The organism is Paucibacter sp. PLA-PC-4 (assembly GCF_026241155.1).
In the GTDB taxonomy this organism is placed as follows: domain Bacteria; phylum Pseudomonadota; class Gammaproteobacteria; order Burkholderiales; family Burkholderiaceae_C; genus Roseateles_E.
This window is the reverse complement of record NZ_JAPFGP010000026.1, coordinates 46,742-60,721: the sequence shown is the minus strand read 5'-3', so window position 1 is coordinate 60,721 and position 13,980 is coordinate 46,742. Positions and strand designations below refer to the sequence as shown.

The window sequence follows — 13,980 nt, the reverse complement described above, 5'->3', positions numbered from 1 at the left end:
GCCAGCTACATCCGAGGCATGGCGGCCTTCTACGAACTGGGCTCCTTGCATGTCATCGAGCAGGCTTTCATTGAAGGCTACGCGCGATCGATCGTGCGTAGCAGCAACCTGCCGGCCGCACTGCGAATTCAGAATGACGACAAGCAACTGGTCGAGCAGTTGGTCGACTACGTCAACTCCGGCAAGCGCAGCCATGGCGACCTGCTGCGCGACTTCCTCAGCCCCGGCGCAGGGTCTGGCGTGGAAGCGCCAGTGGCTGCATCAAGGGCGCCCACCCCAACTCCGCTGCCCTAGGCGTCCCTTTTTGGGCCCGATCCGCCCCTTCTCCAATTGGTGCGGCCAGCGGCAGTCCGAGGGGGCTCGCCGCCCAGGCCGAATGGACCGCTCATCGCCGGTATGCACGATGAGCGACCGGTTCGCTCGAAGGAAGGGCCGAGCACCAAGTCGCCACTGAGGGGGCACCCAGCCCGATGGAATGTCAACTCAAGCTTGACCGCGCCGGGAGTCAAAGGGCCTTGCGGATGCACCGCGGCTTGGCATCGGCCTCGACCTTCATCAATGCCATCTGGTCCCAGCGCGCGTACTGCGCCTGCAGCGTTCCCACCGTTTCTCCGGGCACGACCACCTCCTGGCGCCGCTCGCCCTTCAGCCAGAAGCGGTACCAGTCCACATTGCCCTGCAAGGAGATCATCCGCTCGCTGGGTCGCGACAGCGCGTGGCCGCCTTCCGGGAACTTGAGCATCTCGACCGGGCGATACTGCCGTCGCAGCAGCGCGTAGATGTCGGAGTTGTTCTTCGCCTCGGCGCCGTACGACTCGATGCGCAAGGCGGCCCGGATGCAGTCCGTGTGCAGCGAGGGGTCGTTGCGGATCCAGCGTTCCCGCGTTTCACCAAAAGGCGCGCCCTGGTTGCCCTCCTCCTTCGATTTCAGGGTGCTGTCGGCGAAGGCATAGGTGATCGTCAGCGAATACAGCGTGTTGACGTCGCCGTCCAGGATCGTGGCGGCACGGATCGGCGCGTCGGTGAAGGTGATCAGGTTCTGCACCCGCACGCCGGTCGCGCTCCAACCCAGGATGCCGATCCGATCCCGGTCCACAAGGCCCTGCGCCACCAGCGCATCGATGGCGCCGCTCACACCATCGGCGAACGCGGCGATTGAGCCATACTCGTCCCGAGGTGCCCCGGTCGCCGCTCGCCACGGCAGCGCGAGCACCAGGATGCCCTCGCGCAGGAAAGCTCGGCCCGCGAAACCGCTGGTCGCACCGTCATAGTCGTTCGTCCCATCCCGATAAAAGCGTTTCGGATCGAAGCCATAGGACTGGATCACCAGCGGATACCGCATACCGGGCTTGAAGTCCGCAGGCACCATCAGGCCGCCATCCCAGCGCCGCCCCTGACCATCCGTCCAGCTGTACTCCCTCATCGTGCCCCACTGCTCGGCCACGAATTGTGGGTTGAGCTGCGTCAGGCGGACTTCGCGCCCGGACGGCCCCACCGCCACGATGTCCGCCGGCTGGTTCAGCGCCTGGCGCACCTGCAGGCGCCAACCCTGCCGGGCATCCTTCCCCTCGCCCTTGCCACCGGGCATCCCCTGGCGCTTTGCGCCACCGTCCCCGGCACGCTCGCCATCATCTGCACGCCGGGTTGCAGAAACGTCCACCGCATCTGCCATCGCATCTCCCACCGCTTCATGCCAGCGACCATCCGGCAGGCGCTTGAAGATGCGACGCTGCTCGCCATCGATGGCCGTGAACCGGCCCTCCTCGCCGGCTGCAGCCTCCACCTTCTGCAGACGCGCCTTGAGCGCGGCGATGTGCTTCCACTCGCCGGAGGCGGGCCAGTATTCGATGATGTGGGACGCCTCAGGTGAAGCCTTGCCGGCCGCCTTGTCGGCCGCCTTTGCGCCGCCTGCGGCACCCACCGGCAAGTAGGTGCCGGCGATCACGACGGAGGTGCCACCGTTCTGCCACAGCCGATCAACGCGCTGCCTCCCTCCCGGCGCAGAGTCGTCCGGCGCGTCAAGCACGACACGCGCCTGGCCGTCGCTCGCCCGGTACGCCACCATTTGCCGCGGGGCGTAGTTCGTCGGGCGGGAGAAATAGCCGAGGGGGTCCACCGCCGCCGAAGCACCGTACTGCTTGCTGAGCTCGGCCACCTGGGGATAGACCTTGGACCAGGCCATTTGGCGCGCGGGCTGGTCTGTTGGCAGCAGCACCCAGCGACCGTCTGGCGAGATGCTGGCCAGCGGCGGATAGCCAGCCCTCGGGAAAGCCTCGCCGAGCGGTCGAGCGGGCATCCGCACCCCGGCCTCCACGACGAAGAACTGGTGTAGCCGGTCCTGCGGGTAGAGATCGTCCTGCTGCCCATGGACGCTCCAGAACGACTTGGTCCCCACGATGATCGCGCGCGCGCCAGCCTCCCGCGCGGGGTTGGGCACCTGGGAGACATAGACCACCCGACGCAGATCGTCAGGCACCTCGAAGGCGAGAACACTGTGGGGCGCATAGGTCAGTTGCTTGACCTCGCGGGTGATCACATCCACCTTATAGACCTGGTGCGCCTCATCGTTCATCCGCGCGCGAAACACGATGGTCCGGTTCCCGACCCACCGTGCTTCCCTCAGGGAGGGGTCCGAGTCGGCACGGTCCCTTGAGGACTCCACCGCCAGCAAGAGCGACGGCGATACGGGAGGGGGCGCGGAGGCAGACGGCGTACCGGCTTGCGATATGGATCCCTCTCGGGCCAGCGCAGCCAGGCGAGCAGGACTCACGTCCATCAAGAGGATCTCGAAGCGGTTGCGGTCCGTCGCCACATTCGCCTTGCGCGTGACGATGAACAGCTGCCCACCGTCCGGCGAGATCTGGGTTTGAAGCGTCTCGTCGTCATAGAGGACGGGCTGGATGATCCGGGTGAACTCAACCACTTCCTGGACGGTCGGGCCCACGGCGGCCGTCGCCGGCGCCGCAGGCAAGGCCAGGGGCAGTCCGGCAACCAGTGCTAGGGGTGCCAGTGAGGCCAGAGACACCATGGATAGCTGCCGTCGGGCAGCCAGGAGCAATCGGGACACAAGCCGGATCGACGGGGACAAAGGCAAAGACTTGAAGAAAGGTCTGCACAGCATGGGGCGATGCCGGCGCTCGGCCGGGCGCAAAAGTTGTAGGGGGCGTTGTTGGGCGCGCTGAAGGGGGCGTTGTCGGGAGCCCTGCAGAGCGCGAGGCCGGCACCGGCGCACGCCGACGCAAAGGCGCCGCGTCGTCGAGCGGGAGCTGTGCTACCAGCTCACAGACAGCTGCAGGCTCGCGTAGCGGCCGCGCCAGTCGGCCTGGGTGACGTCGTAGTACGGCGAGCTGCCGACGTACTCCGGGAGCCGGTCCGCCAGGTTGGCGATGGCCAGCGACAGGCGCGCATCCTTGACACCGCTCAGTCCAGCGCTGAGCCCGGAGCCGAGTCCGAGACGCTTCAGGTTGACCGAGGCCGCGACGTCATGAATCCAGTAGCCGCCGAGCCTGCGTCCATCAGTCCCCGAATCCCGGTAGGCCCCCAGGTAGCGATTCGTGAGGCCTACGCTCCAGGGGCCCTGCACGACAGCCAGTTGGAGCCGGCCTTTCCACTTGGGAGCCCAGTAGTCGACGGCCCGCACGCCCAAGCGTGACGCAGCCGCCGCACCTGGGGTCAGCGCGACGTCGTACTGGCGCGTCCGGGTCGCGCTGGCGGACGCGGACCACTTCGTCGCGCCGCTCTTCCAGGCGTGCGCGATCTCCATGTCGGCGCCCGAGGTTTCGAGCCGCCCGTAGTTCACCTCCGAGTACAGCACCCGGGTGATCTGGCCCGGCACGCCGCCGCTTGCCGGCGCCCGGGTGACGAAGCCGGGGAACTGCGCCTCGTTGTCGACCGCGGTCTGCGGCCACAGCAGGCCAATCAGTCCATCGATCTTCACCCGCCAGGCGGTCACGCCGAAGCGCGTACCGGACAGCGACGCGGGCTCCCACACCGCCCCCAGCGAATAGGCGTTGCCCTTTTCCGGACCCAGGTCCCGATTCGCGGTCCGCAGCACCTCGCCGCCGGTGACCAGGGCGTTGCCGCGCTGCGGATCCCGGATGCCATAGGCGTCGGTCGTGAGCGACACATTGTTGATGTTCATCTGCACCAGGGTCGGTGGCTTGAACGAGCTCGCAGCGGAGCCGCGCAGCAGCATCGATCGCACCGGCCGAATCTCGAGGCCCGCCTGGTAGGTGTTGGCGCCGCCGAAGTCGCTGTAGACATCTCGTCGCGCCGCCAGCGTCAGCGTGGCCAGATCCCAGGCCTTGCTCCCCGCACCGCTGGCGCCGGCCCCCTCGCGCCACAGGGGAACGCGGGCCTCGCCATAGGCCGCGCTGCTGGAGCGATTCCCGCCAGAGCGAGTCCCACCGACGATCTGGCTCAGGTAGCGATCACGCGCCGCCTCGCCTCCGATGATGACGTCGACCGGGCCGGCCGGCAGGTTCAGCGGCGAGCCTCGCAAGAAAGCGCCGACCTGGTCCTTGCGACCCTCGTCATTGCGCACCACCCCCGGAAAGATTGCGGCCAGCACCCCGTCGCTGGCGGCGCGTCCCGCCGCGAACAGGTTGAGTGCCTGCGCCGGATCCGAGGACGCCAAGGCGGCCGTGCGCGCGGCTGCGTTGGCGGTGACGCTCCACGTCCGGTGCTGGCCGTCATCCAGCGTAGACGAGGCGGTCGCCTCCAGCTCCCAGCCCGGCAGCACCTCGCCACGCACGCCCAGCAGCGCGCGGGCAAACTTCGTGTCGCGCTGCAAGGTCTCCACACCGTTCTCCGCGCCCAGCCGGGAACTGATGCGCACCGCCACGCCGAAGGGGTTGAAGGCGTTGGAGGCGGGCACCAGCACATTGGCCATCAGGATTCCGGTCTCCTCGGCCCGCAGGCGGTCCTTGGACAGCGTCAGTTCGCCGAACGCCGACCAGCCCCCGCGAAACTGGAAATCGCCAGCCGCATGCAGCCCCAGGGTCTCGGTGCCGTGGGCCAACACATAGCCCTTGCCGGTGGCATAGGAGCTGCACAGATTGGCCTGGCCTGCCGCGGCCGCGAAGTCCGCGATGGAGAGGCCCTGGCCGGTACCGCGTGGAGGAATGGCTGCAAAGCTGGAGTTCAACCCTGGCAAGTTCGCCGATGAGTTGCTGCTCACCGTACCCGGGGTGCAGTAGCGGGCACGGCTGTCGACGCCGCCCATGCGGCGATAGTCCGCGTCCAGGAAGAAGTCCCGCTCGGCCATCGTCAGCGGCGTGGTCTTGCGGTACGAGCCCAGCACCAGGTAGGAGCTGGACGCGTCCCCGCCCCCGGTGGCCAACGAAATACTGCCGTCGCCTGCGCCCTTGGCGGAGCCCACCCGTGCGTCGAGTGCGATGCCGTCGATCTGCTTCTTCAGGATGATGTTGACGACACCGGCCAGCGCATCGCCGCCATAGACGGCGGAAGAGCCCACGGGCACGATCTCGACCCGCTCGACCGCCGCCATCGGGATGAGGTTGAGGTTGAAGAAGCGCGAGCCGGAGGCACCAGAAACCTGCACGCGCCGGCCGTTGATCAGGACGAGGGTGGAGCCCAGCGGCAAGCCGCGCAGTTGCACGGCGCCCTGCCCGTTCGTCACGCCCAAGGTACCTTCGCCGGGGGACATCGCCGCCTCGTTCAGGCTGCTCAGGAATCGCTCCAGCGACGGCTGCCCGCTGCGCTCGATGTCCGCCCGCGAATAGACGTTCACAGGCGTTGGACCATAGGAATCGATGAGCTTGAGCCGTGTGCCGGTCACCTCGACGCGAGTCAGCGAAACCGGCGCCTCCACCGAGCTGGCGCCGCCCTTGTCGGCGGGGGTCACCGGAGACGCCTGCACGACCGGTCCGGCCGACCCACCGGCCTCTTCGATCCGGCCTGGTTTTTCGGCACCCACCGAGCCTGCCTGGACGGCGGGGGACTGGCCAGGCAGCGCAGCCGGTGCCGGGCCTGGGGATAGACGCGCCTTGACCACGACCGCCCCACCAGGCATCTGCGTGAGCTCGAAGCCCGAGCCTTCGAGTGCCTGGGCAATCGCCTCCACCGCAGTCAACTGCCCTGACACAGCACGCGAGGTGCGATCTCCGAGCTTGACCGGGTCGAAAAGAACGGACACACCGGTCTGCCGTCCAATGGCACGCAGGGAATCAGCCAGCGGCTGCGAAGGCTGCTCGATGCGATACCGCGCACCGGCTGGCTCGTCGGCAGCGCAAGCCAGGTTGCAGCCGAGCATCAAGGCCACAAACGCGCCATCACGCAGAACGCCGTGATACGCGCTGGCTCGTGGAAGGAATTTGCCGATCATGCTTGCCTCTCATCTTGTTGTGGGGGTGAACAAGATGACGCGGCCTGCGCCGGTGCCCCCCTGAGGGCTTGCCCTACTGAGGTGCCGCGAGTTCCAGCCGGCCCGCCTGCTCCCGGACTTGAAGCCCGTGAAGCTCCGCCACGGCCCGGACAAAGCCCCGGGCATCGCCGATGTCGTACGCACCGCCGACCCGGAGGCTGGCCACATTGCCAAGGAGCACGACGGAGGTAGGGGAGTAGCGGTTCATCTCCGCCACGGCCTCGCCCAGCGAGACATTCTCGAAAATCGCCTTGCCGTGTTTCCAGGCAAAGAGCGGCTCCAGCGGCGGCCGATCGATCTGGACCACCGCAGGGGCGGTCGACATGGTCTGCGGTTTGGCCAGCCGCATGCGCTCACCCGGCTGCAGTGTGATCCGCTGCTGCGGCGCCATGCCCGTCTCCTGCCCGGCCGAAGCGGGCTGCACGGTGACCGCTCCTTCGATCAGAGCCACAGCCAGGGCGGCCTCACGGCCCTCTCGGCCCTCGCTGCTCCTGCCGGGTACGCGCACCGAGAAGACCGTGCCCACCGCAATGACCTCGCTGCCCCCAGCGCGCACGACAAAGGGTCGAAGCGGATCCTTGGCGACCTCGAACATCACCTCTCCGGCATCAAGGCTCACGGTCCGCCGGGCGGCGTCAAGCTCCACGCGCACCCTCGTGTCGGTGTTCAGAGAAATACGCGTGCCATCCGCCAGCAGGACCTGTTGCTGGCCGCCGACCTCCGTGGCGTAGACGGCCACGGCCAGCCATCGGTGCAAGGCATAGGCCGCCACCACGATAGACACGGCCAGCAGTGCCCCCAGGGGCCACCGCATCCGTTGCCAGCGGCGCTCGCGCGCAAGGGTGTCCCTCGCTTTGGCGCCTGCCATGCCAGCGACGATCTGCTCAGGTTTCATGGAGGCCACATCCGTCCAGATGTCGGTGCAGCGCTCGAACGCATACCCGTGTGCCGGCGAACGTGAGACCCACTCACGAAACTTGCGATCCATCTCGGCCGAGCGGTCCGGCCCATGCAGGCGGGCAATCCAGGCTGCGGCCTCTTCGGCAACCCTGCGTGTCACGACGGGCGGCTCGCGCCCACCGTCCAGCGGTTTCTGCTCCCTGCCCTGCCTGTCATTGGGCACCATGCTCACCATCCTTCCATCCGGCGCATCAGCGCCGCCGTGGCTTTGCCGACGTGCTTGCCGACCACCCGCACACTGAGGCCGAGCACCGCCGCGATCTCCGGGTAGCTCATGCCATAGAACACATGCGCAATGAAGATCGCGCGAGTGCGCATGTCAAGCGCAGGGACCGTCAAGCTCAGACGGGTCAGCCGCTCTGCGCTCAGCACGGCATCCTCGGTGGATGAAGCACTCTGCTCGCCGCAAGAGGCCTGGGCCAGTTCCTCGTCAAGCAGGAGGGTCTCGCCATGGCTGCGCTGCGCACGGTGCGCATCGATGGCGAGGTTCCATGCCGCACGAATCAGGAAGGCATCGGGGTGCGACACCTCATGGGTCCGCTGGTAGCCGTCCAGCCTCAGGTATGCATCCTGGATCAGGTCATCCGCATCCTGGCCGCTGCACCCACGGCGCCGCAGCACCGCCCGGACATGCGACAAGACGTTTCCCCAGTCGATGAGTGCAGCCATGCCATCCCCTTCAACCCGAGTGTTCTCGGTGTTGCGACAACGATCTTAGGCGCGTAAATCACGACAGGAAAGCACCGCTTACATCTGCACCGAGCCGCCTACGATCCCGATATTCAAACGAAAACATGCATGTTCCCAGCGCAGCACCACGCCAAGAGAACAGTGCGACTACCGCGCTGAGAGCGTCACCCTCATGACCGCGCGCGCAAGCGAATCACGCGAGTTTCCCCTATGGGATGCCGCCAGATGGTCTGAGCGTGCAACAGATCGACGAACCTGCACCGCGCCCCTTGCAGGAGGCCATCAACAATCAAACGCCAAAAAGTCTTCGCACTCCCGCACTTGATCCCGCAGGCCGAGATCATCAGCATTCAAGGCGCAGACCCAGCATCGCGCGAACAGCGACTCCAGGGAGGAGATGGTCATGCATCGAACCCGCGACGACTACCGCCAGCCAGACGCCGATCACGGAGCCGCCAAGCGCCGTGAGCGCCGCGAGCGCCGCCCATGCTGCCGCCTGTACCCCGTGCACGCCGGCATAGCCGCCCGCACGGCCAGCCGCGTGCAAGGCAACGTCCTCGCCGAGTGGTGGACCTTGTTCGTCACGCGCGAACAGGTCGATGCCGCCCTGACCGCAGATCCACTTCGCTTCGAGGATCCGCCCCTGTTCGAGCAACTCCGAAGGGACTTCGATCATGTCTTCGACCCTGCCAGCACACGCATCGATCCGGGAACAGGCACAGGCATCGGACTACAGCGCACGAGCGCTGGCAGCGATTGTTCAGATCGCCGGAGCGACCGACCCGCAGACGCTGATCGGACGACTGGCCGACGCCACGGCGGCCCTGGGCGCCAGCGCGAGCCTTTACACCGCAGCGGTCCTCGAAGGCGACCGTGATCTCTCCTGCTTCAGCCTGCTCGCCGGCCATCCGGCCTACGCGCATGCGCAGAACGAGATCGGCCCCCTCATCGCGCACCCCTGGTTCAGATTCGCGCGAACACATCTGACATCGGGCAGCAACCGCCAGATTGGCATCGAGCAAGCGACCGACGCAACCGCCCTGCAGCTCGCCCGTGAGTATGGCTTTAGGGCGTACTTCGTCGTCCCCACCCCCTCGGGCCAAGACCTTGACCGACTTGGCATGCTGTGCGTTGGCAGCGAACACCCCGACGACTTCGAAGGCCCGGAAGCCGGCCTCATACGAACCCTCGCGCGCTCGCTCGCGGCCGAGCTGCACGAATGGCTCCTGCGCTACCTCCATCAGCGCCTGCTCCAAACAGCCAAGCTGGAGAGGACCGACATGAAGCTCCTCGCCCTCGAACACAGAGGCCTGCAGACCAAGGAAATCGCGACACTCACCGGCCTGAGCCGGGCATCCGTCGACTCGCGGTTCCAACGCATCAATATGCGGCTGCACTGCTCAAGCCGCAGGGCGTCGGCATTGCGCGCGGTCGCCTACGGGCTTCTGGAGCCAAGGTGAGCTTGCTCTTGATTCAGCTGGTCGAACAACGCAGAGGCAATGACCACCACCAACGCCACAGCAGGGTGCTCAGGCGCCTCCGACCAGGGACCAGAACGCAGTCTTGCGCCCATGCTTGCTCCGGAGCTGGGCCAGGAAGTCTTCATGCGGCGGCAATGGCACAAGATCCGTGGGGGACATCAGTTGCAGGCGCTCCAGGTACCGAGCAGCATGGCCATAGGCCCGTGCATTGGCGCGTTCCAGGATGTTGAGCAGCAAGGCCCGGTAGATGGCCGTCGCTCCCTTGAGTCGTCCGCCCTCGGCCAGCGTCTTCGCCAGCGGCGGCAGCATGAAATAGTCCGCCCCGTCGATGGCCGCTGCCAGGTCGACCAGCACAGCCTCGGCGTCAGCCTCGCGATGAAGCTCGACAAGGATCTGCGCAGCCAGGCCTGGATTCGGCAAGGCCAAGGCGACATGCCCCGCGCGCTCCATCGCCGCGACCTGCTGCTGAGGCGGCAACTCGTCGAGCCACAGGCGCAAGGCTTCGATCGACGGTGACTTCTCGAAGAGCGCTTGCCGCAGGGGATGGCTGAGTTCGGCGTTGCCGTGTTGGCCGTGGGCTTGCGCCAGGAGGCGCTGCCGGCGGTCGTCCAGATGGCCCCAGTTGCCTTCCAGCCACTTCATTGCGTCTTCTGGTCGGTCGGCCTCCAGGTAGGCCCGGACGATCGCCTCCTTCTGCATCGGGTTCGGGTCCGGCCGATAGCTCAGGATGGCGCGGACCTTGACGTCGGGATCCTTGAGCGCCTCCCCGATCAGAGACAGGGCAGCCGACACCTTGATGACTTCGTATGGCAGTTGGCTCGCGCCCCGGTGCTCGGCGATCAACAGGGCCATCGTCCCTTCCAACTCCGCAACCAGCTCGCGCATGCCCTGCTCGGAGAGCAGCAGGTTGGCCTCTCGGAACAGGCCCTCGCGGGCGCCGTAGGCATCGGCGTTTGCCAGCTTCAGCAGACGCTCACGCAGCGCGGCCTCTGGGGCTTCGCACCGCGCGGCTGTCTCCAGCCAATACCTGCAGGCCCTGCGAACGACGTCGCCGATATCGCCACCGGAATCGTCGGCGCTCTCGAAGAAGGTCTCGTCGGCCTCAATGAACGCCTCGAACAAATCCAGGGCCATGGCGGGATCCTTCGGTGCAAGTTCCCGGGCGACCTGATCCAGCCATAGCTCTAGCTTGGCGGCGAATGCACGGACCGATTTGTAGTCGTGGTATTGCTGCGAACGGCGCCAGCCGGCCAAGGTCTGCTTGAACGCAACCGCGAGCTTGCTGGGGCTGTCGGAGAGTTGCAGGCGCTGAAGGCGCTTGTGCACGTCCGGATGGTCGCTCGCAAGCTCCAGAAGAATGTCTGCGAGCGTTGTCGCGTGCTGGCGGCGCAGGAAGGTGGCGAGATTTTCTGTGGGCATGTGCCGTCAGCCTACCGGAGTTTGAGGCGAGGCTTGCTGGGTTTAAACAGGCCGGCGGGCTGCTATGGTTTAGGTTTGTCCGACACCTGTCCGCCGCGCTGGGCAGGTCGATGCGCCAGGCCTACCTGAGGGCAGGTGTTGGATAAACCTCAAAGGAGGAAACCGCGGCGCATGTGGCAACGGTTGTCGAGGCATCGTTGCTATGGCGATTCGGCGTTGCGGCCGCGCCGACGCAGTGCAGTTGACGGCATGTCGATGGCCGCGAATGGAGCGACGCCTGTGTCCGAGCAGGCGCGATGGCCTGCCGAGTGCCGTGGTGCGTGGCTCGCCACTGTCGTTGCACCCGGGTCGGCGCCGGTCGACACAAGCTCACCCCGCACCGGCTTGCGATGAACAAGGGCCGGTGCTTGCTGGCGCCGAGTCGTCGCGCCGATGCTCATGAGGGTGGCGCCCGGATCAATGGCCGCTCGCGCAGGATGATCTCGACGATGAGCAATGGCCGCCCGCAGTGCCGGCAGGCAAACGCCGGCACTCGCACCGCCGGCTCGCCGGTGGGCACTTCGACCTTGGCCTGCAGCGCGGTGCGCGCCTGCGTCAGACAGTCACGCCGATTGCCATTGGCCAGCAGGCCGTAGTGCCGGATGCGATGGAAGCCCCCCGGCAGCACATGCAGCAGGAAGCGGCGCATGAACTCCTGCGGCTCCAGCGTCATCGTCTTGTGGCGCGTGCGGCCCTTGTCGCGATAGTCCTTCCACCGGAAGGTCACGCCGCGCGCATCGGCGGCGACGAGGCGGCTGTTGGAGATGGCCACCCGGTGCGTGTAGCGTGACAGATAGGCCAGCACGGCCTGCGGCCCGGCAAACGGCCGCTTGGCGTAGACCACCCACTCACACCGCCGCATCGGCGCCAGCCAGGCGGTGAAGGCCTGGGCGTCCAGTAGCTCCGCGTGCTCGCCGAAGAACTGCAGCCGCCCCGCGCGATGCAACTGCTCAAGCCCTTCGAGGAATCGCCGCCGGAATAGGCGCGAGAGCACCCTCACGGGCAGGAAGAACCCCGGCCGGCAGGCCACCCAGCTCTTGCCGTCGGCGCCGAGCCCGCCGCCCGGCACGATGCCGTGCACATGCGGGTGGTGCGTCAGCGCCGAGCCCCAGGTGTGCAGCACCAGCGTGGCGCCAATGCGCGCGCCCAAGTGTTTGGTGTCGGCCGCGATGACCTGCAGTACCTCGGCGGCCATGTCGAACAGCAGGCCGTAGAGCTCGGCCTTGTTCTGATACGCGAGGTCCGCGATGGGTGCAGGCAGCGTGAAGACCACGTGGAAGTACTCGACCGGCAGCAGATCGGCCTGCCGCGCATCGAGCCAGCGCTGCGCCGCGTGGCTCTGGCACTTCGGGCAGTGCCGGTTGCGGCAGGAGTTATAGGCAACCTGATCGGTGCCGCAGCCTTCGCAGCGCAAGACATGGCCACCCAGTGCCGCGCTGCGGCACTGCTCGATGGCCGACATGACCTTGAGCTGACCCAGGCTCAGGTGGCCGCGCTGGGCGGCTCGCCAGGCAGGACCGTGGGTGCGGAAGATGTCGGCGACCTCCGGGGCGGAGTGCGCCACGGCGCGCTATGTCGTCGATGGCGCCGGCTGCAGCCTCTCCAGGGGACTGACCACTTCGCGCAGCAGCTCCGTGGCCACATGGGTGTAGACCACCGTGGTCTCCAGCTTCTTGTGGCCCAGCATCACCTGGATCAGGCGGATGTCGACCTTCTGCTCCAGCAGGTGGGTCGCGAAGCTGTGACGCAGCGTGTGCATGGACACGCGCTTGTCGATCTTGGCGGTCTCGGCGGCGATGTGGATGGCGCGGTTGAGCTGGCGTGCGGTCAACGGCTCCACGGGGTTGAGGCCAGGGAACAGCCAGCCGCCCGGCAGCATCTTGCCCTGGGCATGGGCCTGCCGCCACCAGGCACGCAAGCGCTCCAGCAGCAGGGGCGGGAGCATGGCGTAGCGGTCCTTGCGGCCCTTGCCCTGCTCGACACGCAAGGTCATGCGCTTGCTGTCGATGTCCGAGACCTTCAGCGAGACCACCTCGCTGACGCGCAGTCCGGTGGCATAGGCCACCGACAGGGCGGTCTGGCTCTTGAGGTTCGGTGCGGCGGCGATCAAGCGGGTGACTTCATCGCGGCTCAGCACGACGGGCATCTTCTGCGGCACGCGCACGGTCTGCATCTTGGACATCAACTCGCTGCGGCCCAGGGTGATGTCGAAGAAGAACTTCAGGCCGACGATGGTGGCGTTGATCGTGATGGGCGAGGTGCCCTGATCCACGAGGTACAGCTGGAAGCGGCGCAGGTCCTCGACGGTGGCGGTGTCGGGCGAGCGGTTGAGGAAGTCGGCCAGCTTCTTGACGGCACGCAGGTACGCCGCGCGGGTCTTGAGTTCGAGCTTGCGCATGCGCATGTCCTCGGTCATGCGTTGACGCAGCGGCGAGATGGCTTCAGGCGATGGGGTCATGGTCCTGCTCCTGTTGAAGAGCGAGGCGGATTGCCTCGCTGCTCAACGGTGGCAGGAACGCTGCACCGATCAACACCCACTGCCGCCGCAGCGGCTACCGCGCGAGCGGTTTAGTCCTCAGGCTGGTTGCTGACTCTGAGATTTCAGCGCCGAGTGACCGCCGCGCGCGAAACCAGCCATTCACGTTCGACGAGTGCGTCGGTCCGCTGTACATCCGGAACCGGTCAACCATCGACATCTCGTCGCCAAATTGCGCGAGTGGCCGCTTGTGTCAGCCGATGAGTTGGCGCTCTGCGCCCATTGCAGTCTGCCAGTAGGAATGCAAGCCGTCCTTCGTCAACGTTTCTGGACGGCCATGATGTTCACAGCGGCAAGCGTTCTGCAACGTCGCAAACTGATTGATGGGTATGCCTCGATCGCTAGCGCCACAGCCTACACTTCTCCACCCTTGCCCACTTGACCAACTCCTCGCGGCCTTTCTCTTTTAGTGCAGTGACGACCAAGCAAAGACTGATTGCACTGTTGGCAAATGCCATCTACAAATTTGC

Annotated in this window: 10 protein-coding genes; 2 read left to right on the top strand and 8 right to left on the bottom strand. The window is 66.6% G+C overall.

What is annotated here, in order from left to right:
• Nucleotides 1-294, top strand: a 294-nt coding sequence (locus OOZ63_RS26565; protein ID WP_266008690.1) for a hypothetical protein, incomplete at its 5' end; no start/stop codon positions are given.
• Nucleotides 295-505: 211 nt separating this feature from the next.
• On the opposite strand, the gene OOZ63_RS26560 is transcribed toward OOZ63_RS26565, so the two are convergent.
• From OOZ63_RS26560 to OOZ63_RS26540, 5 genes are all read right to left on the bottom strand, one after another.
• On the bottom strand, nucleotides 506-3,028 hold the full coding sequence (locus OOZ63_RS26560) for a hypothetical protein (RefSeq protein ID WP_266008689.1): 2,523 nt from the start codon (nucleotides 3,026-3,028) through the stop codon (nucleotides 506-508).
• A 243-nt stretch (nucleotides 3,029-3,271) separates the two neighbouring features.
• Entirely contained in the window at nucleotides 3,272-6,346 is a 3,075-nt protein-coding gene (locus tag OOZ63_RS26555; RefSeq protein ID WP_266008688.1) for a TonB-dependent receptor, read from the bottom strand.
• A gap of 73 nt (nucleotides 6,347-6,419) precedes the next feature.
• Entirely contained in the window at nucleotides 6,420-7,511 is a 1,092-nt protein-coding gene (locus OOZ63_RS26550) for a FecR family protein (protein ID WP_266008687.1), read from the bottom strand.
• Nucleotides 7,512-7,513: 2 nt separating this feature from the next.
• Nucleotides 7,514-8,014: an RNA polymerase sigma factor gene (locus OOZ63_RS26545; RefSeq protein WP_266008686.1), complete on the bottom strand. Its 501-nt coding sequence runs from the start codon at nucleotides 8,012-8,014 to the stop codon at nucleotides 7,514-7,516.
• A gap of 364 nt (nucleotides 8,015-8,378) precedes the next feature.
• Nucleotides 8,379-8,711 carry a hypothetical protein gene (locus OOZ63_RS26540; protein ID WP_266008685.1) on the bottom strand — a complete coding sequence of 111 codons (333 nt, stop codon included), beginning with the start codon at nucleotides 8,709-8,711 and terminating at the stop codon, nucleotides 8,379-8,381.
• On the opposite strand from OOZ63_RS26540, the gene OOZ63_RS26535 reads away from it, so the two are divergent.
• Nucleotides 8,710-9,495: a hypothetical protein gene (locus OOZ63_RS26535; RefSeq protein WP_266008684.1), complete on the top strand. Its 786-nt coding sequence runs from the start codon at nucleotides 8,710-8,712 to the stop codon at nucleotides 9,493-9,495. The two genes, OOZ63_RS26540 and OOZ63_RS26535, sit on opposite strands and share 2 nt — an antisense overlap.
• 69 nt (nucleotides 9,496-9,564) lie before the next feature.
• Here OOZ63_RS26535 and OOZ63_RS26530 read toward each other — a convergent pair whose 3' ends face one another.
• The 3 genes from OOZ63_RS26530 to OOZ63_RS26520 all read right to left on the bottom strand — a co-directional run bounded on the left by OOZ63_RS26530 (nucleotide 9,565) and on the right by OOZ63_RS26520 (nucleotide 13,432).
• On the bottom strand, nucleotides 9,565-10,935 hold the full coding sequence (locus OOZ63_RS26530) for a DUF6880 family protein (RefSeq protein WP_323055793.1): 1,371 nt from the start codon (nucleotides 10,933-10,935) through the stop codon (nucleotides 9,565-9,567).
• A gap of 436 nt (nucleotides 10,936-11,371) precedes the next feature.
• A complete protein-coding gene (locus OOZ63_RS26525) occupies nucleotides 11,372-12,538 on the bottom strand; it encodes an IS91 family transposase (protein WP_266008682.1) in 1,167 nt (388 codons plus the stop codon).
• Nucleotides 12,539-12,544: 6 nt separating this feature from the next.
• Nucleotides 12,545-13,432 (bottom strand): tyrosine-type recombinase/integrase, encoded by an 888-nt coding sequence (locus OOZ63_RS26520; protein WP_266008681.1) that lies wholly within the window; start codon nucleotides 13,430-13,432, stop codon nucleotides 12,545-12,547.
• Nucleotides 13,433-13,980: the final 548 nt, after the last annotated feature.